Raw genomic sequence first — 22,456 nt, 5'->3', positions numbered from 1 at the left:
ATTTGCCCGACACCCACGCTACGGTTTGTGTATGTTTAGCATAGAACACGAATTCGACTCGACCGTTGTGACCCTTGTGGACGAAGGTGATGGGCCCTTACAGGAGGACGTCATCGTCAACGGGTTCGAGGAATGTATCACAGTCGAACAATATGATCCGCGCACAGATCAGGTGAATCGGATCACGTTTTCGATGTCGCAGATGCGCGACCTTGCGGCGGCAATTTCCCTGCCCGAAGGCGTCTATTCGCGTGAGGAAAAGGCGGGCTAGGTGCCGCCTGATCAGGTTCGGTTGCTCTGGCCGCCAGACCTATGCGTTCGGGGCACGCGTTGGGTGATGATGGGCTGAGATGTGTCAGGCTGTTCTTCATCAGGATTTCATCTTATCACAATCTTAATCGCGCCCGGAGTTTTGCCGAACCGGGCGTTTCCATGCGACCAATCAGGAGGCCCCATGCCCGATCCAAACAGCGCCGTTCTGGAGTTTTTGCACACGCGGCGGTCCCGCCCGGCGAAACTTTTGCAGGCACCCGCGCCGGACCGAGAGGCGTTGGTGCCGATCCTGACCGCGGCTGCGCGCACGCCAGATCATGGCAAGCTTGAGCCGTGGCGGTTTATCGTGCTGGAGGGGGCCGCGCTAAGACGTATGGCAGACGCGGTTGTGCCGTGTGGACAGGCGACGGGGCGGTCAGATGACGACATCGCCAAGGCGCGTAAACAGTTCGACGACAGCCCGCTTTGCGTGGCGGTGATCGAAGTGCAAAAGCCGTCCGAAAAAATCCCGGCCATTGAACAGACCTATTCCGCAGGCGCGGTGTGTCTTGCCTTGCTCAACGCGGCGCTTGCGTCGGGCTGGGGGGCAAATTGGCTAAGTGGTTGGCCGGCGCATGATTGCGATTTTGGCGCGCAGGCTTTGGGTTTGGCGAGCAACGAACGGGTTGCGGGCTTTATCCATATCGGCACTGCGTCGGCAGTTCCGCCCGAGCGCCCGCGCCCGGATATCGAGGCCATTACCACATGGCTGGCCAAATGATCTTGCGCAGTTTTCTGCTGACCTTGGGCCAGCTTGGGGACGCGCGCTTTCGCAAGGTTCTGATTCTGGGGGTTGGCCTTGGCCTTGCCCTGCTGATCGGGTTTTTCGCCGGACTGATGTGGTTTTTGAACGCCATGCTTGGGCCAGAGGCGACGTTGCCGTTTATCGGTGAGGTGACCTGGCTGAATGATCTGGTCAGTTGGGCCGCGTTCGTGTCGATGCTGGTTTTGTCGGTGTTCCTGATGGTGCCCGTTGCGTCTGCGATCACATCTCTGTTTCTGGATGATGTGGCCGATGCTGTCGAAGACCGGCATTATCCGCATCTAAGCCCCGCCCCGCGTGCCACGTTTGGCGACGGGTTACGCGATACGGTGAATTTTCTGGGTGTTTTGATCGCTGCGAATATTCCTGCGGTGATTCTTTACCTGATGTTTCCACCCTTTGCGGTTTTCATCTTCTGGGCCTTGAACGGGTTTCTGTTGGGTCGGGAATATTTCACCCTTGCCGCGATGCGTCGGGAAGGGCGCGCAGGGGCCAGAGCCCTGCGCAAGCGTCATATGGGGAAAATCTGGATTGCCGGTACGCTCATGGCGATGCCGCTTTCCCTACCTTTGGTGAACTTGGTGATCCCGATCCTGGGTGCGGCGACGTTCACCCACTTGTATCACCAAATTCAGGCGCGGGGCCCATCCGGTTGAAGTAGTCCAGATCCCGGACCGAGATCCATCCCGACAGAATGATCCCTGCAATGATCACCCACAGTACAAAGCTGATGCCCGTGGTGATCCATGCCTTTTTCTTGAGGTTGTGGACCTCGGGCGAACCGGCATGTGTTCCTGGAACGATCTCGCCCAGATCCCCCTGCGTTTGAAGGCGAATGGGGATGATGATCAGGAACATCATGAACCAGATCACGGCAAACAGAACGATGGCAGACATTACGGACATGGGGGTGCTCCTTTACCCGTCAAAGATGGGGCTGCTTCAGACTTGTTCCAGTTCAACCAGACATCCGTTGAAATCTTTTGGATGCAGGAACAGCACGGGTTTGCCATGCGCGCCGATTTTGGGAGTGCCGTCGCCCAGAACGCGCGCACCGGTTTCCTTGAGGTGATCCCGCGCGGCCAGAATATCGTCCACTTCGTAGCAGATATGATGGATGCCGCCTGATGGGTTCTTTTCGAGAAAACCGTTGATCGGGCTGTTGTCGCCCAGCGGGTAGAGAAGTTCGATCTTGGTGTTGGGCAATTCGATGAAGATGACGGTCACCCCGTGATCAGGTTCGTCCTGCGGGTTTCCGACTTTCGCGCCAAGCGCAGACCGGTACTGATTTGCGGCGGCTTCAAGGTCGGGCACCGCAATGGCCACATGGTTCAAACGTCCAATCATCTGGGTCACTCCGTCTTTGTTTTGTCGCGCTTATCACTTGGTGGATAAAATCAGACAAGAGCCATGGCCGCATTAACGACCTGTTAGCCACGCCCGCGCCAAAGTGAAGCGACTCATGGAGGGCGATATGATTGACGATCAGGCTTTGGACCACATGCGCAGACCCACGGTGACGCGGCCCTTGCTGGGCTTAACCATTCTTGCGGTCGAGGACAGTCTTTATGCGTGCGACGCGCTCAGGCTGTTGTGTTTGCACAGCGGGGCGCGATTGCGGCGGGCCGATTGCCTGAAATCCGCGCGGCGGCATCTTCAGGTGTATCGCCCCTCGGTGGTGATTGTTGACTTGGGATTGCCCGATGGCAGCGGGGCCGACCTGATTGCAGAGGTGTCAGATACGCTTCCGCGCGTGTCGGTCATTCTGGGTACCAGCGGCGACAGCTTTGCTGAAGATGTGGCCTATGCCGCCGGGGCGGATGGGTTTCTGGCCAAGCCTATCGCAAATCTGGGCGTGTTTCAGAATGCGATCCTTCAGCATCTTCCCAAAGACCAGCAGCCTTGCGGCCTGCGCCCGGTTCGCAGCGATCCGATTCATCCCGATCCGGTGGCGTTTCGGGAAGATATGGCGCATATCGCCGAGATTTTGAGCGGCCCGGTGGACAGCAATACGATCGACTATGTCACGCTTTTTCTGCGCGGGGTGGCGCGGACGGCCGAGGACGACAAACTGGAAGACGCCGCGTCTGATCTGGCGTTGGCCCTGTCAAACGGATCGGTGCTATCGGGTCAGATCGCGCGGGTGTCCGGCCTTGTGCAGGCGCGGCTTGAGGATGCCGTGGCAATGTAGCCTTTTGATCGCGGGCTTGCGGAAAGTGAAAAACGGCGCCCCAAGGGGGCGCCGTTTGCACTGTGTGACGTCGGCGGGATCAGTCGTCCTGTGGGATCACGCGCAGGTGGAGTTCCATCAGCTGATCGCTGGTCGGATCAGAGGGTGCGTTCATCATCAGGTCTTCTGCGCGCTGGTTCATCGGGAACATGATGACTTCGCGGATATTCGCCGTGTCGGCCAGAAGCATGACCATCCGGTCAATCCCTGCGGCACAGCCACCGTGGGGCGGTGCGCCAAAGCGGAATGCGTTGACCATGCCGCCAAAGCGCTTGCGCACCTCGTCTTCGCCGTAGCCTGCCAGTTCAAATGCCTTGAACATGATCTCGGGCTTGTGATTTCGGATCGCGCCGGACACCAATTCGTAGCCATTGCACGCGAGGTCATACTGATAGCCCAACACGTCGAGCGGATCGCCTTGCAGCGCCTCCATCCCGCCTTGGGGCATGGAGAAGGGGTTGTGGCTAAAGTCGATCTTCCCGGTTTCTTCGTCGGCTTCGTACATCGGAAAATCGACGATCCAGCAGAACGCAAAGCGGTCATTGTCGGTCAGACCCAGTTCTTCGCCGATAGCCACGCGTGCTTTGCCAGCGACCTTTTCGAACGAGGCGGGCTTGCCGCCCAAGAAGAACGCCGCATCACCGACGCCAAGACCCAATTGCTGGCGGATCGCCTCTGTGCGTTCCGGGCCAATGTTCTTGGCCAAGGGGCCGGCGGCCTCAAGACCGTTTTCGCCGTCGCGCCAAAAGATATACCCCATGCCGGGCAGACCTTCTTTTTGGGCAAACGCGTTCATGCGGTCGCAGAACTTGCGGCTGCCGCCGGTCGGGGCCGGGATCGCGCGGATTTCGGTTCCGTCCTGTTCCAGCAGTTTGGCAAAGATCGCAAAACCAGAGTCGCGGAAGTGGTCGGACACGACCTGCATCTTGATCTGGTTGCGCAGGTCAGGTTTGTCTGTGCCATACCACAGGGCGGCATCGCGGTAAGAAATCTGCGGCCATTCGGCGTCAACCTTTTTGCCTTCGCCGAATTCTTCAAACACGCCTTGCATTACCGGCTGGATCGTATCGAACACGTCTTGCTGGCTGACGAAGGACATTTCCAAGTCGAGTTGGTAGAAATCGGTGGGTGACCGATCCGCGCGCGGATCTTCGTCGCGGAAACACGGTGCGATCTGGAAATACTTGTCAAAGCCAGAGACCATGATCAGCTGTTTGAACTGCTGTGGGGCCTGCGGCAGGGCGTAGAATTTACCCGGGTGCAGGCGCGACGGCACAAGGAAGTCGCGGGCACCTTCGGGGCTGGACGCGGTGATAATCGGTGTCTGGAATTCGCGGAATTTCTGATCCCACATCCGTTTGCGGATCGATGACACCACATCCGACCGCAGCGTCATGTTGCGCTGCATCGCTTCGCGGCGCAGGTCAAGGAAGCGGTACCGCAGGCGGGTTTCTTCGGGATATTCCTGATCGCCGAACACGATCAGCGGGAGCTCTTCGGCGGCACCGAGGATTTCGAGGTCGCGCACGAACACTTCGATTTCGCCGGTGGGCAATTTCGGGTTCACAAGGCTTGCATCCCGTGCCTTCACCTCGCCGTCGATGCGGATGCACCATTCCGAGCGCACCTTTTCAAGCGCGGCAAACACCGGGCTGTCGGGGTCGCACAAGACCTGTGTCATGCCATAATGGTCGCGCAGATCAACGAACAGAATGCCGCCGTGATCCCGGATGCGATGCACCCAACCAGACAGGCGGACGGCCTGGCCCACATTGGCCTTGGTCAGATCGGCGCAGGTGTGGCTGCGAAAGGCATGCATGTCGGTTTCCCAATTCTGTGTGTGTTCGAGGTCGCCCGGGTGAATGATGCAGGTTTGGCCAAAAGTCCAGCCATAGCGTTGGAATCGGCGCTGGTTAGGCTGTAATTGTTGTGAAGACGGACAGATGGCGCACCACGCTGGTCTGTTTGATACGGGCTCTGGTCAGGCCCGGTGGTCCGGTGACAGAGGAGCTCAGGCCGCCGCCCAACGGGCTGGATTGGCCTGAAATCGCCCTGCTGGCACAAAACCCTGTCTCTAGAGGCTTGAACGTCACTCGCGCATGTCTATAACCCGCTGGAATTTGCCAGCCGGGGCGTTACGCCGGCATGAACCTGCGCAAAACGAGGTGACACAATGCCCAAACGTACCGATATCAAGTCCATCATGATCATCGGAGCAGGGCCAATTGTCATCGGACAGGCCTGTGAATTTGATTACTCGGGCGCTCAAGCCTGTAAGGCCCTGCGGGAAGAGGGCTATCGTGTCATCCTCGTGAACTCTAACCCGGCCACGATCATGACCGATCCCGGGTTGGCAGACGCGACCTACATCGAACCGATCACCCCCGAGATTGTCGCAAAGATCATCGAAAAGGAACGCCCCGACGCGCTGTTGCCGACAATGGGCGGCCAGACCGGCCTGAACACGTCGCTCGCGCTTGAGGAAATGGGCGTTCTTAAAAAATACGGTGTCGAAATGATCGGGGCCAAGCGCGAGGCCATTGAAATGGCCGAAGACCGCAAGCTGTTCCGCGAAGCGATGGACCGGATTGGTCTTGAAAACCCCAAGGCGACCATCATCACAGCCCCGAAAAAGGCCAATGGTGCTGCCGATCTTGACGCAGGTGTTGCCCTTGCGCTGGCCGAGTTGGACGAGATCGGCCTGCCCGCGATCATCCGCCCGGCCTTTACCCTTGGCGGGACGGGCGGCGGCGTGGCCTATAACCGTGAAGATTTTGTGCATTTCTGCCGGACCGGAATGGATGCGTCTCCGGTGAACCAGATCCTTGTGGACGAGTCTCTCTTGGGTTGGAAAGAATTCGAGATGGAAGTTGTGCGCGACCGCGCGGACAACGCCATCATCGTTTGTGCGATTGAAAACGTGGATCCGATGGGCGTGCATACGGGCGATTCCATCACCGTCGCCCCCGCGCTGACGCTGACTGACAAAGAATACCAGATCATGCGCAATGGCTCTATTGCTGTGCTGCGCGAAATCGGGGTCGAGACAGGCGGGTCCAACGTGCAATGGGCGGTCAACCCCGAAGATGGCCGGATGGTGGTTATCGAAATGAACCCGCGGGTCAGCCGGTCTTCTGCGCTGGCGTCCAAGGCGACGGGTTTCCCGATTGCCAAGATCGCTGCGAAACTGGCGGTTGGGTATACTCTTGATGAGTTGGACAATGACATCACCAAAGTCACACCGGCCTCGTTCGAGCCGACGATTGACTATGTGGTCACGAAGATTCCGAAATTCGCGTTTGAAAAGTTCCCTGGCTCTGAACCGCACCTGACCACCGCGATGAAATCGGTGGGCGAAGCGATGGCGATTGGGCGTACGATCCACGAATCGCTGCAAAAGGCACTGGCGTCGATGGAATCGGGTCTGACCGGGTTTGACGAAGTGCATATTGAGGGTGCGCCCGAAAAATCCGCCGTGATCAAGGCAATCAGCCAGCAAACGCCGGACCGGATGCGCACCATCGCGCAGGCGATGCGGCATGGTCTGACGGACGATGAGATATTCGCAACAACGATGTTCGATCCCTGGTTTCTTGCCCGTATCCGCGAAATCGTGGAGGCCGAGGACGAGGTGCGGGCAAACGGTATGCCAGAGACCGAAGCCGATATGCGCATGCTCAAGATGATGGGCTTTACCGACGCGCGGCTTGCGGCCCTGATTGGTGTGCCCGAAAAAGACGTGCGTGCGCGGCGCCTCAAGTTGAAAGTGAAGGCCAGCTTTAAGCGGATCGATACCTGCGCAGCGGAATTCGAAGCCCAGACACCTTACATGTATTCGACGTATGAGCACCCGATGATGGGTGAGGTCGAATGCGAAGCGCGGCCGTCGGATCGCAAGAAAGTGGTCATTCTTGGCGGTGGCCCGAACCGGATCGGGCAGGGGATCGAGTTTGATTACTGCTGCTGCCATGCGTGTTTCGCGCTAACGGATGTTGGCTATGAAACGATCATGGTCAACTGTAACCCAGAAACCGTGTCCACGGATTATGACACGTCGGATCGGCTTTATTTTGAACCGCTGACCTTTGAACACGTTCTGGAGATCCTGCGCGTCGAACAGGACAACGGGACGCTGCATGGTGTGATTGTGCAGTTTGGGGGCCAGACGCCTCTGAAGTTGGCGAAGGCACTTGAAGCAGAAGGTATTCCTATCCTTGGTACGACGCCCGACGCGATTGACTTGGCCGAAGATCGTGAGCGTTTTCAGGATCTTGTGAACCGCCTTGGGTTGAAGCAGCCGCATAATGGTATTGCGTCGACCGATGCGCAGGCCTTGGCCATTGCCGAAGACATCGGCTTCCCGCTGGTCATTCGCCCGTCCTATGTTCTGGGCGGTCGAGCGATGGAAATTGTGCGCGACATGGCACATCTGGAGCGGTACATCAAAGAAGCGGTTGTGGTGTCCGGCGATAGCCCAGTTCTTTTGGACAGCTATCTGTCCGGCGCGGTTGAGTTGGATGTTGATGCGCTGTGCGATGGAACACAGGTGCATGTTGCGGGTGTGATGCAACATATTGAAGAGGCCGGCGTGCATTCCGGCGACAGCGCGTGTTCCTTGCCGCCTTATTCGCTCTCCGATGATCTGCTTGAGGAAATCAACCGTCAGACAGAAGCGCTTGCTCTTGCGCTGAATGTAGTGGGGCTGATGAATGTGCAATTTGCGATCAAGGACGGTGAGGTTTACCTGATCGAGGTGAACCCCCGTGCGTCCCGGACAGTGCCATTTGTGGCCAAGGCAACCGATTCGGCCATTGCGTCGATCGCGGCGCGGGTCATGGCGGGCGAACCCCTTTCGAATTTCCCGATGCGCGACCCATACCCGGACAACGCGGATTACGACACCGTTCTGCCCCTGGCGGACCCAATGACGTTGGCTGATCCTAAAATGCCGTGGTTCTCGGTTAAAGAGGCGGTGCTGCCTTTTGCCCGGTTCCCCGGTGTGGACACGATCCTTGGCCCGGAAATGCGGTCAACGGGCGAAGTTATGGGCTGGGATCGGTCCTTTCCCCGCGCGTTTCTCAAGGCGCAGATGGGTGCGGGAACACATCTGCCGGAATCCGGAACGGTATTTTTCTCAGTCAAAAATGCTGACAAGACTGGCCAGCTTGTCGAGACTGCGCAAATTCTGACGGATTTGGGATTTTTGATTGTGGCGACCGCAGGAACGGCGGCTTTCTTGTCTGAGCATGGGATCGCGTGCGAAACGACAAAAAAGGTGTATGAAGGCCGGCCCAACATCGTCGATATGATGAAGGACGGAGGCATTGACCTTGTCATGAACACGACCGAGGGTGCCGCTGCTGTCGAAGACAGCCGGGAAATCCGATCTGTCGCGCTTTATGACAAGATTCCGTATTTCACAACTGCGGCAGGTTCGCATGCGGCGGCACTTGCGATCAAGGCGCGTGAAGAAGGCGATTTGATTGTAAAGCCGCTTCAGGCGTAACGGATAGTTTCATCGGTCATCGGCTGTGGGTTTCAGGGAAGGCTGGATGTATTCCAGGCTCCGACCCGCTAGCGAAGTGTCGAAACAGCGTTTTCTGAGATGATTGTTCCGTCCGCCAAAAGAAGCTCTGCTAGGCCATTCCCGAATCGAACTTCTTCGATCATTGCGGCGGTGGATACAGGCACATCTAGTGTCACATTGTCTGAGCTGCGCCGTACCTCAGCGCTATATCGACCGGGCTGTGCCAACCGCCCTTCCGGATCGGTGCCGTCCCAAGTGATCCTGCTTTGTCCTGCAGGGATGCTCCGCTCAAAAAAGACGGAACCATTCTTGTCAAGAATGACCAGCTTGGCGTTTCCGTCAGGGTCTCGAAATCCACCAATTTCCAGATCAACCGGCGTTCCAGAGAATTGAAAAGCCTTTTCATGCGCGGCTACCCGCCCAACCAATCCAGAATACCCGGCCAGGCCGCCGGTTGCCATTGCGCCTATGAGAGCTTCCAATCGCTGATTTGTAAGTGTTTGCTGTTCAACCATGGAAAAAGTGGCCAATTGGCTGGCAAATTGATCGGCTTGCATCGGGCTTAGCGGGTCTTGGTTCTGGATTTGCGTTGTCATCATCTTAAGAAATGTTTCAAAATCGCCTGACACATCCGTTGCCGTCGCCTGCCCAACCGATGTTGGTGAACCGCCAATTTGTGGGATATCCATATTTTTCTCCTATACCCGCAGATCGATGCCATTGGCACCAGAAAACAATTGATATTCGACTTCCTTGACGCTCAAATTTGTTTCCATTTCTGATTTGTGGCTACTGCTATTTTTGCTTTGACGTTGATCACCATCATTCATATCAAAGGTTAAGGAATACTCATCAACACCGCTTCTCTTCAGTGTATTTTTCAAGTCATCTTGATACTTTGACAAAAGATCAAACGCATCTCTATTCTTAGTGCTGAAGCTGATATCTAACTCAGCGTCTTTCACTCGCATTGAAATATCAATTGAATCGCCGCTATCCTTGGGTTCGATATGTATAGGCAGTGTCGGTCTAGGATTTTGCGAATTTAGATCTGGTGATATAAGTAATTTTCCATTTGCCGTCGATGCATGCAATGGCACCGAAGGGGTGTTTGCGTTTTCGCTACGCCAGGAAATTTCTTGATCAAATACATCATCTGTACGTTCACTAATGTAAGAGCGCACAGAGTTTATTTGAATTTTGGGAGCTTCAAATTGTAACCTTTGTAATTGATCCAGCTGGTGTATCAATGGATCAGGATTTCTGATACGCATTTTTGGAGCTAGGTCGGCTTCATGTTTTGATATCCCTAACGAAGTTTTGGGATTATTTGAAGTTCCTATAGAATCTGAAACGTGAAATGAAGATAGAATTTCTGCAGTAGGGGTTTTTGAAGATTTGTAGACTTCGGAATTGAGATTATTCCCAGAGTAAGATATTTGAGGGCCAAATTTCTCATCATGATCTGGCCAAATTTCAAATTCCGGAATTGAACGTACTGATGGTGTTTCCTGAGGAAGGTTATTTTTAATGAGCTGTGAAGCGGGTACTAGACTTGTTTGCGAATTTTTTTGTGATAAAGCATAAGTCAATTGCATAAGTGGGCTGAAAGATAAGGCTTCTTTATGACCACCACTCAGATTTCGTAGGGAAGGCTGGGTTCTTTCATTTTCAAATGATTTGATTGTTAAGGATTTTTCCTCACTTAGAGGTGTTTTATTGGAATCTTTTTGTGGAGCTTCATCTAAGTGAATTTCTTCATCTGGCAACCTAGATTGAGACGTCAGTGAAGAATTTGATGAGGTAGAAGTTAATAACAAAGTTAATTTGTAATTATAGGAAGTTTCATCCTCTACAAGAGTGTCATCCGCATCCACGTATTCTTGGTTGGACGAATAATGAGGCTCAGATTCAATTTTATTTGGAGGTGTTGTGAGGTCAATAGAGCCATTGAACAATTCATTTGAAGTAGATATCCTCAAGTTTTCATCAATAGCTTCAAATTCAGGAATGGATTTATGATTTTTGTGAGAGTCGTCAGAGTTTAGTCTTATGATCAGGGAAAACGCATCAGCACTGACTCCTAACTGATTTGTATTCAGCGTAGGCGCGATTGCTAATTCTTTCTTTCGACTATCGGCTATATTTGTATTAACATGCAATGTGCGGCCCTCAGTTGCGCTCCTATCTTGTAGAAGAAAGATATGAACGATGTCCTTACGCCGAACCTTTCAAATATAAAATTGTACATAATTAGGTGAAAGAGAAGAACTGATTTCATTCTTTCTTCATATTTCATTGGCAGGTTGGCAGGGCACGATACCCGTGGCGCGGGAAAATTTCTCGGCATGTGTCAGAATGACCTTCACTTCTATCTCGAGGATTGAATCGAGTTAGATCGAACCTGTGCAAAGCACGACTGAAAGGAACACAATGTCCAGTATTCTGACAAATAACGGCGCAATGGTTGCGCTTCAAACTCTAAAGTCTATCAACTCCCGTCTCACGGAAACGCAAAATACTATTTCTACAGGTAAATCTGTTGGAAATGCGCGTGACAATGCGGCTGTGTGGGCAATTTCGAAGGTCATGGAATCCGATGTGAAAGGGTTTCAGGGTATTTCTGACAGTCTTAACCTTGGGGAATCGACCGTTGCGGTCGCCCGAAATGGCGCAGAAACGGTGACTGATCTATTGACCGACATGAAGGGCAAGATCGTTGCCGCACAGGAACAGAACGTTGACCGCGCCAAAATCCAAACCGATATCGTGGCCCTGCGTGACCAAATCAACGCGGTTGTTGGCGCTGCACAATTCAACGGCCTTAACCTTCTGTCTAATCGTGGAACTGATGCGGGCTCTGGGACGGTCAATGTTTTGGCGTCGCTTGATCGATCTTCTGCTGGTGTTGCGGCCAGTGATATCGCAATCGGCAAGAAGGATCTCGGAACGACTGCGAGCTCTGTTACCGGTGGTACGGTTGCCAACCTGACCGCGGCAGCCACGCTTAACGCGACGCAATCAGAGTCGTTGACGGTGACTGCGCCAACTGGGGCTGGTCAGGTTTTTAGCCTTGGTATCGCGGGTACTGATGCTAACGGTGATAACTTTGACCCCGCCGATTACACCACCGGAGCAACGGCGGCGGATGCGCAGAAGATTATGTACATCGCTCGAGATGGTGACACAGCGGGCGACGTGGCCAAAGGTCTTGCCCAAGCTTTTGCGATTTATGCCGCTGAGCAAGGCCTTGATACAGATGTCTTCAATGTGACAGCGTCGGGCAACAATCTCAACATCAGTTCAAGCGTGACGGATGCCACTGATACGATCGCGGCCCGGATCGACACGCTAACAAGCCCCACAGAAGTGACCATCGGCGGCGGCTTGGAAAAGTTGAACGATATTGATGTCACTTCAGACAGCGGTGCAGATGCGGCTTTGGTTGCGGTCGAGTTCATGATCCAGAACGCAATCGACTCCGCCGCATCATTTGGCTCTGCTCAGGGCCGGATCGATACTCAGGCAAATTTCATTTCGAGCCTGACTGATTCCTTGAAGTCGGGGATCGGTACTTTGGTCGATGCGGATATGGAAGAGGCGTCGGCACGCCTTCAGGCGCTTCAGGTTCAGCAACAGTTGGGGGTTCAGGCCCTTTCGATTGCCAATCAGGCACCGCAATCCCTTCTGTCATTGTTCCGTTAAACCTGATTTTGGGCCGCTCCGGCGGCCCACACCAACTTTATTTCAACGATAGGGCATAGGTCATAGCTGTGAATGCACATACCCAAGCGTACCAAGCCTACGCAACGTCCTCTTCAATAAAATCCACAAAGGATGCGGAAATCGAGATTATTTTGGAAGCTACGCGGCGATTGAAATCCGCAAGGCAAAAGCGAAAAGATGATTTTCCCGCCTTTGCCGAAGCGGTGCAGATCAACCGCAAACTATGGATAACCTTGGCTGCGGATGTCGCAAATTCCCAAAACGCGTTACCTGCGGATTTGCGTGCAAAGCTATTTTATCTTGGCGAATTCGTTCAAGAATATTCCAGAAATGTCCTCAAGGAAGATTTGGATATTGCGCCTCTGCTTGATATCAATCTTTCCATCCTACGGGGCTTAGGAACAAGAACAGGTGAGTCATGAGTGGTCTGGTTCTTAAACTTGGGCCCAAGGAGCGTGTCCTCATCAACGGCGCAGTCATTGAAAATGGTGACCGTCGTTCGAGAATAACTGTTCTCAGCTCGGGGGCAAACATCCTGCGGCTAAAGGATGCCGTACATCCTGATGACGCGAACACGCCGGTTCGACGCGCTTGCTATCTTGCACAACTTTTGCTGAGTGGTGAGGTGGATTCAGCCGCGATTCGGATACGTTTGGCCGGGCAGATTCAGTCACTCTCAGATATTTTGCGCGATGAACATAGTTCGGAAATATTGGCCCGCGCGGCAGACGCAAACGACAACGAAAATCCTTACTCTTGTTTGAAACAGCTCAGGCAATTGTTGCCTCTAGAGCTGCATCTTCTGATGGGCCGATGCCAATGAGCTTTCAGCCGTTTGTATTGGGTAATGGGTTGTCAGCATGGGTTTTGCTCAAATCCACTTTGGGCACTCAACAGGCTGCATTTAACACGAATTATGTTACGCAATCCGACACGCAGTACTTTAAAGGTAGATTTGCTGATTTGAGTACACCCGATGACATTGTCTCTGACAGGCGGCTTCTACGTCTTGTTCTTGGTGCTTATGGGTTGTCTGATGACATCGAAAGTCGGCATTTCATAAAAACGGTTATGTCAGAGGGCGTGAGCGATCCATCAGCCCTTGCAAACAAACTTTCGGACAGGCGGTACAGGGCGCTTGCACAGGATTTCGATTTTTCGAAATCCCCGCCGGGACACAAGGCTATTGCTGGTTTGGCACAGCGCACGGTTGATAATTATCTTGCCCAATCATTTGAGATTGAGATCGGGAAATCTGATACTGACATGCGCCTTGCTCTTGGGTTCAAACGGTCGTTGACAGAGGTCGCAGGCACTGCCGGGTCCAATGCCACGGCTTGGTTCCAAATTCTTGCGACACCCCCACTGAGGGAGGTTATGCAAAAGGCCCTTGGCCTTCCGACCGAGTTCTCAAAGCTTGATATTGATGTTCAACACGAACGCATGATGGACAAGGCGTCGTTGGTTTTTGGAACCAACGAAGTTACTGAACTGGCGGGTGATCCGATGGCGGACGCGGTGACCCGGCGGTTCTTGATCATGCGCCAGGCTGAAACGCTCAATCAGAGCAGCTCCCTTCAGACGGCGCTTATCTTGTTAAGTTCAATTCCAAAGCTGAGATAAACAACCGTAGTTCATCTCAGCAGACTCCAACGTCTAGTCCTTGAGTGCGCCGCTGCGCCGCAAGCAGAACCGCAATTTCTCAAAACTTGCGCCGATCCCGTCAGATGTTGTGCTGGTGCAAAATTCTGAAAACAAGTTGTGAAATAGGATTGCCTGATCGAGATCGGGGTCTGAACCTTCTGCATAGAGCCCGGCCTGAACCATGGCGGACGAGTCGTTGTAGGTTGCGATAAGGCGGCGGGCCTTTCGGATCAGGGTGTTTTCGACAGTATTTGCCGCGTCCGGCAACGACCGTGAAACAGATTGTAGCACTTCGACGGCCGGAAACTGCCCTTGGTCGGCGAGCTTTCTGGAGAGAACGAAATGGCCGTCAAGAACGCCGCGCAACATGTCCGCAACCGGTTCGTTCATGTCGGATGCGGCGACCAGAACGCTGAAAACGGCTGTGATATCGCCTGCGTCTCTGGGTCCGGGTCCGGCGCGTTCTGCCAGTTTTGTGATCTGCATGGGGGTCGAGGGTGGAAAACTCCGCAAACTGGGAAATTCCCCCGCTGACACGGCAACTTCACGGTGGGCTTCGGCGAATCGCGTGATGGAATCGACAAATAAAAGAACATGCTTGCCCGTATCCCGGAACACTTCGGCAATGCGCATCGCGGTCATCGGGCAACGCATGCGTGCTGTTGGTCCGGCATCTGCGCTGGCGGCGACAACAACGGTGCGTTTCATGCCCGCCTCGCCAAGAACGTTTTGTGTAAAATCGTTTATTTCCCGTCCGCGCTCCCCAACAAGTGCCATGACGACCACGTCCGCATCCATCATCCTGACCAAGTCGGCCAGAAGGTGGGATTTCCCAACGCCGGATCCCGCGAAAATCCCAACGCGTTGACCGCGAACAATTGGCAGCATCGTGTTGAACAAATGAAACCCTGTGTCCAAACGTGGGCCCATCGCTTTGCGTGACACCGCTGCCGGAGGAGCGTTTTGGATATCGACGGATAGCCCGCCTTTTTGCAGTGGCCGCCCATCCAGAGGGTTTCCAAATGGGTCGATCACACGGCCCAACCAACTAGAATCAGGGCAAATTTGCGCGCGTCCACAGGATACAACACGATCCGCCAGCGCGACCTGAAGCGGCGGATCATCAGGCAACATGGTCACGCCATCTTGGCCGAGGCACAACACGTCCCCCATCAGGAAAGTGCCATCGCGGCGGATGAGGCGCAGCCGGTCCCCCAGACACACCTCGTCTTCTAGCCCGGAAATCCGAAGTGTGTGACCGTCCGCCGCAATCACGCGTCCAACGGTTCTGGTTTGTGCGATATCCGCAACCTTGGTTTTCAGGTGTATCAGCGCAGCGTTTTGCATCGGTCACTCCTTTCAGCTTCTGAAAACCCTTTCTAAAGGAATCAGGGTTAAGCCTTCGTTGAACCACACGAGGGAGAAGCCCTGTCATGTTCCAGAATTTGGATCTGTTCAAAACCGCGCTGTCGATGGCGCAACATGCTGGCCTGAAGCAGGCATTGACGGCGCAGAACGTCGCAAATGCTGACACGCCGGGATATCGCGCGCAATCGGTCAAGCCGTTTGCGGATATGGTTCCACCCACGTCCGACGGTTTCGCCCTTCGGGCGACGCGGCCGGGGCATTTGGCACCAACCGGCGACCTAAGCAGCGCCGCGATCTCGGCGCAGACCAACAGTGACCCGAATGGTAACAGCGTGGTTCTTGATGATGAAATCCTGAACTCCGTGGATGCCAAGCGACAGCATGACCGCGCCCTTGCCGTGTACCGTGCGTCGCTTGGTATGCTGCGCAGCGCATTGAGCAAACAATAGGAGCGACAGAATGTCAGCCTTTTCCAATTCAATCGGGGTCTCGGCAAGCGGGCTCAAGGTGCAGGCACACCGCCTGCGCATCGTCGCCGAAAACGTGGCGAACACCGATACCCCCGGTTATCGGCGCAAGACCGTGGCGTTTTCGTCCGAAGTCGAAACATCTGGTGTGGCGAAAGTCGCGCTTGAGAGAGTGGCGCTCGACCGTCGTGCGGGTGAACAAATCTACGATCCTGGCCATCCGATGGCCGACGCGAGCGGTCACTATGCCGGGTCCAATGTCGATCTGATCCTCGAAATCGCGGACGCGCGCGAGGCGCAGCGCAGCTATGAGGCGAACCTCAAGATGTTCGATCAAGCGCGTCAAATGTCATCGGGTCTCATGGACCTGCTTCGTAAGTAACCTTTTCCAGAATGGAGAAACACAATGGACGTCAAATCCCTTTTCGCCTCTCAGCAATACGCTGCCCTGAAACCTGCAACGGACCCTGATCCGAGGGCGGCGATTGCCCAGAGCTTTGCCAAGATCACCGAAGATTTTGCGCAAACGCTGTCCAAAACGGAAAGCACTGCGATGGGATCCATGTACGGCGATGCCGATCCGCATGCGTTGGTCGAAGCGCTGTCTCAGTCGCAGTTGGCGGTGGAAACCGCGGTCACGGTGCGCAACCGCGTGGTTGAGGCGTATCAGGAAATCCTGCGCATGCCGGTCTGATCCCGTGCTGAGCGAAGGTTATGTCTATGACGTGCTGCGCGAGGCGTTGCGGATTGCCGTGCTGATTTCAGCGCCTGTTCTTGTGGCGGCGCTGGTGGCCGGGGTGTCGATTGGCCTGTTTCAGGCCCTGACCTCTATCCAAGAGATGACGCTGACCTTTGTGCCGAAACTGGTGGCAATCATTGGCGTCTTTTGGACTTCGATGAACTTCATGACGCAAAGCCTGATCGATTTCTTTCAAACCATCATTCTTCCATCCATTGCAGGAGGCTGAAATGGAAAGTGCAGGATATGTGACCCTGACCCGCCAATCCGGACTGATGCGCGAAATGGAGATCATCGCGCATAACATCGCCAACGCAGCGACCACGGGCTATCGCCAACAGGGTTTGGTGTTTTCTGAATTTGTGCAAGCGGTTGATGGCGGTGACAGTCTTTCCATGGCGGCGGCGCGTGTCAGGAAAACCTCGGCGTCTCAGGGTATTCTGACGCAGACAGGCAATGCTTTGGATTTGGCGATTGAAGGCACTGGCTATTTTCAGCTCGATACGCCGAATGGCCTGCGGCTGACGCGCGCCGGTGCGTTTAACGTGGATTCATTGGGCGACATCGTTTCGACGGACGGGCACCGGGTTCTCGATATCGGGGGGGCCCCAATCAACGTCCCGCCGGGAGAGGCGGATGTCAAAGTTGCGGCAGACGGCACCGTCAGTCTTGGTGACCGCTTGCTTGGGCAGATCGGCGTGGTCGAGCCGGAACCAGGGGCCGACCTTGCCCGCGAATCCGGCGTTCTGTTCCGAACAGATGCCGCCCTGGCTCCGTCCACGGACGGTTTGGTTCTTCAAGGGCATCTTGAAGGGTCCAACGTTGATGCGATTTCTCAGCTCACGCGGATGATCGAAGTGCAGCGCGCCTATGAATTGGGGCAAACGCTGCTCGATATGGATCATGAACGCGCGAAATCTGCCCTTCAAACATTGATTAAGTAAAGGAAGCGACATGCGCGCACTCAAAATTGCGGCAACCGGGATGACTGCCCAGCAAATGCGGGTCGAGATCATTTCAAACAACCTGTCGAACATGAACACCACCGGCTACAACGCCCGTCGTGCAGAGTTCGCGGATCTGCATTATCAACAAATTGCCCGCGCGGGCACGGTGAATGCCGCGGATGGCACGGTTTTGCCAACGGGCGTTCAAGTCGGGCTTGGCGTTCGCCCCGCCGCTGTGTCGGTTCATCTGGCGCAAGGGTCTTTAAGCCAGACCAATTCGGACCTCGATCTTGCGATTGATGGCAATGGTTATCTCGAAGTGGCGATGCCATCCGGCCAAGCGGCCTATACGCGCGACGGATCGTTAAAGCGCAACGCCGAAGGGCTGATCGTAACGTCCGAAGGTTTCCCGGTCGCGCCAGAGATTGTCATTCCGCAAGATGCGCGCAGCATTTCGATCAATCCCCAAGGCGAGGTCTACGCCTATTTCGCGGAAACGGCGGAACCGCAGCTTTTGGGCCAGCTGAACCTTGTTGGCTTTGCCAATGCCAAGGGGCTCGAAGCGCTTGGTGGGAATCTTTTTGGTGAAACAGAAGCGTCCGGTGGCCCTTTGGTGGCGACACCCGGCGAAGACGGTTTGGGAACTTTGCGGCAAGGCTATCTTGAGGACAGTTCCGTTGATCCCGTGCGCGAGCTGACCGAACTGATCGAAGCGCAACGCGGCTATGAGCTGAATGCCAAGGTGATATCGGCGGTGGACCAGATGCTTGGTGCCACGACGCAGGTGCGCTGATGCGGGTTTTGTCGTTTCTTGCCTGCCTTTTGGCGGCAACCCCCGCTCTGTCGGATACGGTTTTTGCATCGAAAACTATGCGGCCACGAGACGTGATTACGGAACAATCGGTGCATCTTAAAGATGTCGATACTCCGGGAGCTGCCCAGTCCCTTGATGCAGTGATCGGAACCGAGGTTAAACGCGCCATCTATGCCGGGCGTCCCGTTTTGCACTCTGATATCGCCTTGGCGGCATTGATCGAACGCAACCAGATCGTTGCGGCCACGTTCAGCGTGAAGGGTTTGACCATAGAAACCGAAGCCCGTGCTTTGGAACGCGGATCAGTTGGCGACATTATCCGGGCCATGAACCTTATGTCGCGGACGACGATACGGGCACAGGTCATGGAAGACGGTCGTTTGAAGGTGCTTCCCTGAGATGACATCCAGATTGCTCATTGGCCTTGTCGCTACATCCTTTCTCATGAATTGCGGACGGCTGGATCATATCGGAAAACCGCCAACCCTGTCGCCGCAAACCCAAAGTGTGGAACGTCAGGCGATGGTCTATTCCGGCCTGCCCGCGACAACAGCGGATACGTCAGCGTATCGGCAAGCGTCGCTTTGGAGCGGTGATCAGACCTCCCTATTCGGCGACCGGCGTGCGTTTACCACTGGGGATATCCTGACCGTGATGATCGAAATCGACGATCAGGCCGAGATTTCGAACACGACGTCCCGTGGGCGGTCATCACAGGAAAGCCTTGGTATGCCACAACTCCTGGGTTTTCCCCAGCGTCGCAATCAGGACCTGCCCGATGGAGCAAGCCTTGAGGCAGCGGTTGAGATTGATTCAAATAGCCAAAGTCAGGGCAATGGCTCTGTCCGTCGCAACGAAAAGCTGACGTTGCGGATCGCTGCCACTGTGGTGGATGTTTTGCCCAACGGCGTTTTGCGTATCGAAGGAACGCAGGAAGTCCGGGTCAATTTCGAACTGCGAGAGCTTTTTGTGTCGGGATTTGTCCGCCGTGCGGATATCACGCGGCAGAATGAAATCACCTATGACAAAATGGCGTCAGCGCGCATTTCCTATGGCGGTCGCGGCCAGATCAGCGATGTGCAGCAACCGCGGATTGGGCAGCAAGTGCTGGATGCGGTTCTGCCTTTTTGATGGGTGTCGCTATGTTCAAAAAATTGCTTCCTCTGTTTGCATTGATCCTTGGTCTCGCGGGGGGAGGGGCGGCGGCCATCGTGCTGGCCCCGGCGGGAGAGGATACAAACGCAACGACAGACACAGCCGCGGACGGCGACAGTGCGGCTGTCGGTGAGAGTACAGGTGACGCCGAGCCAGGCAATACCGAGATCGTCAAACTGCCCAACCAGTTTGTTGTGCCTGTGATCCTTGATAATCGGGTGCGGGCAATGGTGATCCTGACCGTCGCGCTTGAGGTGGAAACCGGGGTCGGCGATCAGGTACGAAGGTTGGAACCAAAGCTGCGGGACACGTTCCTTGCTGAACTGTTCACCCTTGCGGCAATGGGTGGATTCGAGGACGAATTGATTTCCCGACAGACGCTTGAACTGGTCAAAACTGCATTGACCGAACGGTCAAAAGAGGTGCTGAGTGAACAATCCGTGACCGTGTTGATCACGGACATGGCGCGTCAGGACGCGTTTTAAAATAGGGACACGGATGCGGCGTCATCGCCGCTTTTGCATCTCGAACACCACATGGGCGCGCTCTTCTTCGGTTTGAAAAACCGGGTCTTGCGCGTTTTGCTTTTCGATCTGCAAGGCAAGCCCCAATCGTTGCCGCATGAGCGTTTTCAACGCCGCCTGTACGGAGTGGCGCTGCATCGCGGATTTGGCCAGAACAGGTTGCAGGCGCCGCTGATCGTTCGATAATTTGCGCAACCGCAACTCAAGAAACCGGAACGACGTCGGGTCTATGGCTGCGTTTTCTTGCAATGTCGCCGCCAGCGCATTTTCCTGATCTAGGATTGCGACCTGCCGTGATCGCAGCTCGTCCTTGATCTTCATTTCTCGTGCCAACATCGTCTCAAGCGCCTGCACACGGGCATCAAGCACGCCAAGCGCTTTGTTCAGCCCTTCTGACGATGTCATTTGCGCACCATGTCTTGAATGCGACGCGCATAGCCGATGGCCGCTGCAACAGCCTTGTATTGATCGGTTTCGATCATCATTCCGACCTTGATCGTTGAATAAAGTTTGCGCGCTGTTGGCGGGTCACGATACAGGGGCACACCGGATTGGATGGCGATTTCCCGGATTTTGCGCGCGGTTTCATCGGTTCCGCGCGCGACGCATTTCGGGACAGTGTTGAGTTCGCCTGTCCATTGTAGGGCGACGGCATAGTGGGTGGGGTTCGTGATCACGACCGTAGCTTTGGGGACGTCGAGAAGCATCCGGTTCGTCGCGATTTCCTCGGCCTTCGCGCGGCGCTGCTGCCGGACATGTTCATCGCCTTCTTCGTTTTTATGTTCGTCCTTTAGTTCCTTGTGGGACATGCGGTTCTTGCGGGCGTGGTCATGTGCCTGCCAAAAGACATCGATGGCGGCAAAAACTGCATAGGCCACCAACGTGAACCACAGCCATCGCAGGGCCACGTCATACAGGTTTGCGAGGGCCATGTGTTCCCCTCGGACGACGGCGCCTTGGAACAGTCTTTGACCATCATTGATGAACCCGGCCATCAGCCCCGCAAAAACAAGGAATTTTGCAAAATTCTTTGCGAATTCGAAAAGACCGGACCAGCCATATTTCTTCTTGGCGTTTGCGATCAAGGAAATCCGGTTCAGCTTTGGTTGCAACTTGTCTGCGGTAAACAGCAACTGTTTTGTGCCGATCAGCCCTGCCATCACAATTGCAAACGGGATCAGGAACAAGATCGTGAGCAAGGGCAGCGTCCAAGCGGCAATAGAGTTAAACACGCGCGGCCCATCAAGCGGGTCCCGCCGCGATCCCGCCTCTTCGACGAAGTCCTTGATGTTGAAAACGATGTCGGACATCACGCCACCGAACACCGCAAGCACTGCGCCGGTGAAAAGCGCAAGAACGACAAGGTTGACCACGTCCTGCGACCGGACAATTTCACCCTTCTTGCGTGCTTCTTCCAGCTTGCGTCGCGTGGCCTCATAGGGTTTGTCGCCCTGATCTTCCTCGGACTCGCTCATCGTGCGGCTTCGAAGGGCATCATCAGGATGCTCAGCGCCTTGTCCTGCCAAACTGTCAGCAGCAGTTCGAAATGTTGGTGCAGGAAATACATCGACAACAGCGCCACAAAGGGAATCCCGATAAAGGAGACCATGAATTGCGGCATGGCTTTGTTGATGAACCCGATACACAAGTAGTAGACGAAAAACAGGCTCGCAAATCCTGAGGCCAGTACGACTGCGTTGTTGAAGATAAAATTGACAAGTTCCGTGATCTTGGCCGCGAAATACCCCCAAAGGTCTTGGATGTTAAGCAATTCGACAAAGTAGCTCGCAACGAAGGCATAGAGCATTTGATCGGCAAGCGAAGTCGAATACAGGATCGCAATGCCCGTGGTGGTCAGTATGTGGCTGATCACCGGCATGGGGGCTGCGGCATTGCCAAGCATTTGCGCCAGGGAAACGGTCTGGCTGATGATCGTTCCAGCCTTTTCCAGCAGAAAGATCATGCCACGCGCCATGATCCCGATGAAGGACCCGATGGTGATTTCCCGCAGAGCAAAGATGAAGAGTGCCGATCCCTCCAACTGCGTTGCGGGAAGGTGGGGTTGCAAAACGGGCGCTGCCGCAATCGAAAGGAACCCCGCCACAGCAAGCCGGACCCGCACGGACACGTAGCTTTCCCCGTATCCCGGCGCGAGGGAAATTGCCGGGGCGATCCGAAGAAACACGGCAAACACAAGCCAGATTTGGCCAGATATTTCGTCAAGAAAGCCCTCCGCCATG

General features: G+C 54.9%; 27 protein-coding genes. 18 read left to right on the top strand and 9 right to left on the bottom strand.

What is annotated here, in order from left to right:
• The first annotated feature begins 31 nt into the window (after window positions 1-31).
• The 3 genes from ACSHXH_RS05525 (at window position 32) to ACSHXH_RS05515 (ending at window position 1,731) form a co-directional block, all read left to right on the top strand.
• Complete coding sequence (locus ACSHXH_RS05525; protein ID WP_435670775.1) at window positions 32-271, top strand: hypothetical protein; 240 nt, start codon at window positions 32-34, stop codon at window positions 269-271.
• Window positions 272-454: 183 nt separating this feature from the next.
• Window positions 455-1,033, top strand: a complete 579-nt coding sequence (locus tag ACSHXH_RS05520; protein WP_435670774.1) for a nitroreductase family protein — start codon at window positions 455-457, stop codon at window positions 1,031-1,033.
• Entirely contained in the window at window positions 1,018-1,731 is a 714-nt protein-coding gene (locus tag ACSHXH_RS05515; RefSeq protein ID WP_435670773.1) for an EI24 domain-containing protein, read from the top strand. Before ACSHXH_RS05520 ends, ACSHXH_RS05515 begins: the two co-directional genes overlap by 16 nt.
• On the opposite strand, the gene ACSHXH_RS05510 is transcribed toward ACSHXH_RS05515, so the two are convergent.
• Entirely contained in the window at window positions 1,685-1,981 is a 297-nt protein-coding gene (locus ACSHXH_RS05510; protein WP_435670772.1) for a DUF1467 family protein, read from the bottom strand. The genes ACSHXH_RS05515 and ACSHXH_RS05510 overlap by 47 nt on opposite strands.
• Before the next feature lie 36 nt (window positions 1,982-2,017).
• Window positions 2,018-2,422: a methylmalonyl-CoA epimerase gene (mce, locus tag ACSHXH_RS05505; protein ID WP_435670771.1), complete on the bottom strand. Its 405-nt coding sequence runs from the start codon at window positions 2,420-2,422 to the stop codon at window positions 2,018-2,020.
• 127 nt (window positions 2,423-2,549) lie between these two features.
• Between mce and ACSHXH_RS05500 the strand changes: the two genes are divergently transcribed.
• Window positions 2,550-3,266, top strand: a complete 717-nt coding sequence (locus tag ACSHXH_RS05500) for a response regulator (RefSeq protein WP_435670770.1) — start codon at window positions 2,550-2,552, stop codon at window positions 3,264-3,266.
• 79 nt (window positions 3,267-3,345) lie between these two features.
• Here ACSHXH_RS05500 and aspS read toward each other — a convergent pair whose 3' ends face one another.
• Entirely contained in the window at window positions 3,346-5,124 is a 1,779-nt protein-coding gene (gene aspS, locus ACSHXH_RS05495; protein WP_435670769.1) for an aspartate--tRNA ligase, read from the bottom strand.
• Between the two features lie 354 nt (window positions 5,125-5,478).
• Here aspS and carB point away from each other — a divergent pair, with 354 nt between their 5' ends.
• Window positions 5,479-8,811: a carbamoyl-phosphate synthase large subunit gene (gene carB / locus ACSHXH_RS05490; RefSeq protein ID WP_435670768.1), complete on the top strand. Its 3,333-nt coding sequence runs from the start codon at window positions 5,479-5,481 to the stop codon at window positions 8,809-8,811.
• Window positions 8,812-8,879: 68 nt separating this feature from the next.
• On the opposite strand, the gene ACSHXH_RS05485 is transcribed toward carB, so the two are convergent.
• Complete coding sequence (locus ACSHXH_RS05485) at window positions 8,880-9,521, bottom strand: flagellar hook capping FlgD N-terminal domain-containing protein (RefSeq protein WP_435670767.1); 642 nt, start codon at window positions 9,519-9,521, stop codon at window positions 8,880-8,882.
• Between the two features lie 9 nt (window positions 9,522-9,530).
• Window positions 9,531-10,994, bottom strand: a complete 1,464-nt coding sequence (locus ACSHXH_RS05480; protein ID WP_435670766.1) for a flagellar hook-length control protein FliK — start codon at window positions 10,992-10,994, stop codon at window positions 9,531-9,533.
• A 271-nt stretch (window positions 10,995-11,265) separates the two neighbouring features.
• Here ACSHXH_RS05480 and ACSHXH_RS05475 point away from each other — a divergent pair, with 271 nt between their 5' ends.
• From ACSHXH_RS05475 to ACSHXH_RS05460, 4 genes are all read left to right on the top strand, one after another.
• Window positions 11,266-12,537 (top strand): flagellin, encoded by a 1,272-nt coding sequence (locus ACSHXH_RS05475; protein ID WP_435670765.1) that lies wholly within the window; start codon window positions 11,266-11,268, stop codon window positions 12,535-12,537.
• Window positions 12,538-12,605: 68 nt separating this feature from the next.
• Window positions 12,606-12,980 (top strand): flagellar biosynthesis regulator FlaF, encoded by a 375-nt coding sequence (gene flaF / locus ACSHXH_RS05470; protein ID WP_435670764.1) that lies wholly within the window; start codon window positions 12,606-12,608, stop codon window positions 12,978-12,980.
• The gene (locus ACSHXH_RS05465) at window positions 12,977-13,381 is read left to right on the top strand and encodes a flagellar biosynthesis repressor FlbT (RefSeq protein ID WP_435670763.1); all 405 of its coding nucleotides are present in this window, start codon (window positions 12,977-12,979) and stop codon (window positions 13,379-13,381) included. The genes flaF and ACSHXH_RS05465 overlap by 4 nt, the downstream gene beginning before the upstream one ends.
• On the top strand, window positions 13,378-14,181 hold the full coding sequence (locus ACSHXH_RS05460; RefSeq protein ID WP_435670762.1) for a DUF1217 domain-containing protein: 804 nt from the start codon (window positions 13,378-13,380) through the stop codon (window positions 14,179-14,181). The genes ACSHXH_RS05465 and ACSHXH_RS05460 overlap by 4 nt, the downstream gene beginning before the upstream one ends.
• A 33-nt stretch (window positions 14,182-14,214) precedes the next feature.
• On the opposite strand, the gene ACSHXH_RS05455 is transcribed toward ACSHXH_RS05460, so the two are convergent.
• Window positions 14,215-15,549 (bottom strand): FliI/YscN family ATPase, encoded by a 1,335-nt coding sequence (locus ACSHXH_RS05455; RefSeq protein WP_435670761.1) that lies wholly within the window; start codon window positions 15,547-15,549, stop codon window positions 14,215-14,217.
• An 86-nt stretch (window positions 15,550-15,635) separates the two neighbouring features.
• Here ACSHXH_RS05455 and ACSHXH_RS05450 point away from each other — a divergent pair, with 86 nt between their 5' ends.
• From ACSHXH_RS05450 to ACSHXH_RS05410, 9 genes are read left to right on the top strand one after another with little or no spacing between them, the layout of a single operon-like run.
• Window positions 15,636-16,019 (top strand): FlgB family protein, encoded by a 384-nt coding sequence (locus ACSHXH_RS05450; RefSeq protein ID WP_435670760.1) that lies wholly within the window; start codon window positions 15,636-15,638, stop codon window positions 16,017-16,019.
• Between the two features lie 10 nt (window positions 16,020-16,029).
• The gene (flgC, locus tag ACSHXH_RS05445; RefSeq protein WP_435670759.1) at window positions 16,030-16,419 is read left to right on the top strand and encodes a flagellar basal body rod protein FlgC; all 390 of its coding nucleotides are present in this window, start codon (window positions 16,030-16,032) and stop codon (window positions 16,417-16,419) included.
• Window positions 16,420-16,443: 24 nt separating this feature from the next.
• Window positions 16,444-16,731, top strand: a complete 288-nt coding sequence (gene fliE, locus ACSHXH_RS05440) for a flagellar hook-basal body complex protein FliE (protein ID WP_435670758.1) — start codon at window positions 16,444-16,446, stop codon at window positions 16,729-16,731.
• Window positions 16,732-16,735: 4 nt separating this feature from the next.
• The gene (locus tag ACSHXH_RS05435; RefSeq protein ID WP_435670757.1) at window positions 16,736-17,005 is read left to right on the top strand and encodes a flagellar biosynthetic protein FliQ; all 270 of its coding nucleotides are present in this window, start codon (window positions 16,736-16,738) and stop codon (window positions 17,003-17,005) included.
• Window position 17,006: 1 nt separating this feature from the next.
• Window positions 17,007-17,720, top strand: coding sequence for a flagellar hook-basal body complex protein (locus ACSHXH_RS05430; protein ID WP_435670756.1), 714 nt, complete (start codon window positions 17,007-17,009; stop codon window positions 17,718-17,720).
• Between the two features lie 10 nt (window positions 17,721-17,730).
• Window positions 17,731-18,516 (top strand): flagellar basal-body rod protein FlgG, encoded by a 786-nt coding sequence (gene flgG / locus ACSHXH_RS05425; RefSeq protein WP_435670755.1) that lies wholly within the window; start codon window positions 17,731-17,733, stop codon window positions 18,514-18,516.
• Window positions 18,516-18,935: a flagellar basal body P-ring formation chaperone FlgA gene (flgA, locus tag ACSHXH_RS05420; RefSeq protein WP_435670754.1), complete on the top strand. Its 420-nt coding sequence runs from the start codon at window positions 18,516-18,518 to the stop codon at window positions 18,933-18,935. Before flgG ends, flgA begins: the two co-directional genes overlap by 1 nt.
• 1 nt (window position 18,936) lies before the next feature.
• Window positions 18,937-19,668 carry a flagellar basal body L-ring protein FlgH gene (gene flgH / locus ACSHXH_RS05415; RefSeq protein WP_435670753.1) on the top strand — a complete coding sequence of 244 codons (732 nt, stop codon included), beginning with the start codon at window positions 18,937-18,939 and terminating at the stop codon, window positions 19,666-19,668.
• Window positions 19,669-19,679: 11 nt separating this feature from the next.
• The gene (locus ACSHXH_RS05410; RefSeq protein WP_435670752.1) at window positions 19,680-20,177 is read left to right on the top strand and encodes a flagellar basal body-associated FliL family protein; all 498 of its coding nucleotides are present in this window, start codon (window positions 19,680-19,682) and stop codon (window positions 20,175-20,177) included.
• Between the two features lie 21 nt (window positions 20,178-20,198).
• Here ACSHXH_RS05410 and ACSHXH_RS05405 read toward each other — a convergent pair whose 3' ends face one another.
• Genes ACSHXH_RS05405 through ACSHXH_RS05395 form a run of 3 tightly spaced genes read right to left on the bottom strand, consistent with a single transcriptional unit; the run spans window position 20,199 to window position 22,455 of the window.
• A complete protein-coding gene (locus ACSHXH_RS05405) occupies window positions 20,199-20,621 on the bottom strand; it encodes a hypothetical protein (RefSeq protein WP_435670751.1) in 423 nt (140 codons plus the stop codon).
• The gene (locus ACSHXH_RS05400) at window positions 20,618-21,691 is read right to left on the bottom strand and encodes an EscU/YscU/HrcU family type III secretion system export apparatus switch protein (protein WP_435670750.1); all 1,074 of its coding nucleotides are present in this window, start codon (window positions 21,689-21,691) and stop codon (window positions 20,618-20,620) included. Before ACSHXH_RS05400 ends, ACSHXH_RS05405 begins: the two co-directional genes overlap by 4 nt.
• Window positions 21,688-22,455 carry a flagellar biosynthetic protein FliR gene (locus ACSHXH_RS05395; RefSeq protein WP_435670749.1) on the bottom strand — a complete coding sequence of 256 codons (768 nt, stop codon included), beginning with the start codon at window positions 22,453-22,455 and terminating at the stop codon, window positions 21,688-21,690. The genes ACSHXH_RS05400 and ACSHXH_RS05395 overlap by 4 nt, the downstream gene beginning before the upstream one ends.
• Between the last annotated feature and the right edge of the window lies 1 nt (window position 22,456).

Origin of the sequence: Marivita sp. (assembly GCF_051251565.1) — a bacterium.
Lineage (GTDB): Bacteria > Pseudomonadota > Alphaproteobacteria > Rhodobacterales > Rhodobacteraceae > Marivita.
Note: the sequence above shows the minus strand (reverse complement) of the source record. Positions and strands in the feature narration are given on the sequence as shown.

Bases quoted from the DNA above. Each gene is read 5' to 3' on its own strand.
- ACSHXH_RS05525 (WP_435670775.1), top strand. From the start codon at position 32: ATGTTTAGCATAGAACACGAATTCGACTCGACCGTTGTGACCCTTGTG.
- ACSHXH_RS05520 (WP_435670774.1), top strand. From the start codon at position 455: ATGCCCGATCCAAACAGCGCCGTTCTGGAGTTTTTGCACACGCGGCGG.
- ACSHXH_RS05515 (WP_435670773.1), top strand. From the start codon at position 1,018: ATGGCTGGCCAAATGATCTTGCGCAGTTTTCTGCTGACCTTGGGCCAG.
- ACSHXH_RS05510 (WP_435670772.1), bottom strand. From the start codon at position 1,981: ATGTCCGTAATGTCTGCCATCGTTCTGTTTGCCGTGATCTGGTTCATG.
- mce (WP_435670771.1), bottom strand. From the start codon at position 2,422: ATGATTGGACGTTTGAACCATGTGGCCATTGCGGTGCCCGACCTTGAA.
- ACSHXH_RS05500 (WP_435670770.1), top strand. From the start codon at position 2,550: ATGATTGACGATCAGGCTTTGGACCACATGCGCAGACCCACGGTGACG.
- aspS (WP_435670769.1), bottom strand. From the start codon at position 5,124: ATGCATGCCTTTCGCAGCCACACCTGCGCCGATCTGACCAAGGCCAAT.
- carB (WP_435670768.1), top strand. From the start codon at position 5,479: ATGCCCAAACGTACCGATATCAAGTCCATCATGATCATCGGAGCAGGG.
- ACSHXH_RS05485 (WP_435670767.1), bottom strand. From the start codon at position 9,521: ATGGATATCCCACAAATTGGCGGTTCACCAACATCGGTTGGGCAGGCG.
- ACSHXH_RS05475 (WP_435670765.1), top strand. From the start codon at position 11,266: ATGTCCAGTATTCTGACAAATAACGGCGCAATGGTTGCGCTTCAAACT.
- ACSHXH_RS05465 (WP_435670763.1), top strand. From the start codon at position 12,977: ATGAGTGGTCTGGTTCTTAAACTTGGGCCCAAGGAGCGTGTCCTCATC.
- ACSHXH_RS05460 (WP_435670762.1), top strand. From the start codon at position 13,378: ATGAGCTTTCAGCCGTTTGTATTGGGTAATGGGTTGTCAGCATGGGTT.
- ACSHXH_RS05455 (WP_435670761.1), bottom strand. From the start codon at position 15,549: ATGCAAAACGCTGCGCTGATACACCTGAAAACCAAGGTTGCGGATATC.
- ACSHXH_RS05450 (WP_435670760.1), top strand. From the start codon at position 15,636: ATGTTCCAGAATTTGGATCTGTTCAAAACCGCGCTGTCGATGGCGCAA.
- flgC (WP_435670759.1), top strand. From the start codon at position 16,030: ATGTCAGCCTTTTCCAATTCAATCGGGGTCTCGGCAAGCGGGCTCAAG.
- fliE (WP_435670758.1), top strand. From the start codon at position 16,444: ATGGACGTCAAATCCCTTTTCGCCTCTCAGCAATACGCTGCCCTGAAA.
- ACSHXH_RS05430 (WP_435670756.1), top strand. From the start codon at position 17,007: ATGGAAAGTGCAGGATATGTGACCCTGACCCGCCAATCCGGACTGATG.
- flgG (WP_435670755.1), top strand. From the start codon at position 17,731: ATGCGCGCACTCAAAATTGCGGCAACCGGGATGACTGCCCAGCAAATG.
- flgA (WP_435670754.1), top strand. From the start codon at position 18,516: ATGCGGGTTTTGTCGTTTCTTGCCTGCCTTTTGGCGGCAACCCCCGCT.
- flgH (WP_435670753.1), top strand. From the start codon at position 18,937: ATGACATCCAGATTGCTCATTGGCCTTGTCGCTACATCCTTTCTCATG.
- ACSHXH_RS05410 (WP_435670752.1), top strand. From the start codon at position 19,680: ATGTTCAAAAAATTGCTTCCTCTGTTTGCATTGATCCTTGGTCTCGCG.
- ACSHXH_RS05405 (WP_435670751.1), bottom strand. From the start codon at position 20,621: ATGACATCGTCAGAAGGGCTGAACAAAGCGCTTGGCGTGCTTGATGCC.
- ACSHXH_RS05400 (WP_435670750.1), bottom strand. From the start codon at position 21,691: ATGAGCGAGTCCGAGGAAGATCAGGGCGACAAACCCTATGAGGCCACG.
- ACSHXH_RS05395 (WP_435670749.1), bottom strand. From the start codon at position 22,455: ATGGCGGAGGGCTTTCTTGACGAAATATCTGGCCAAATCTGGCTTGTG.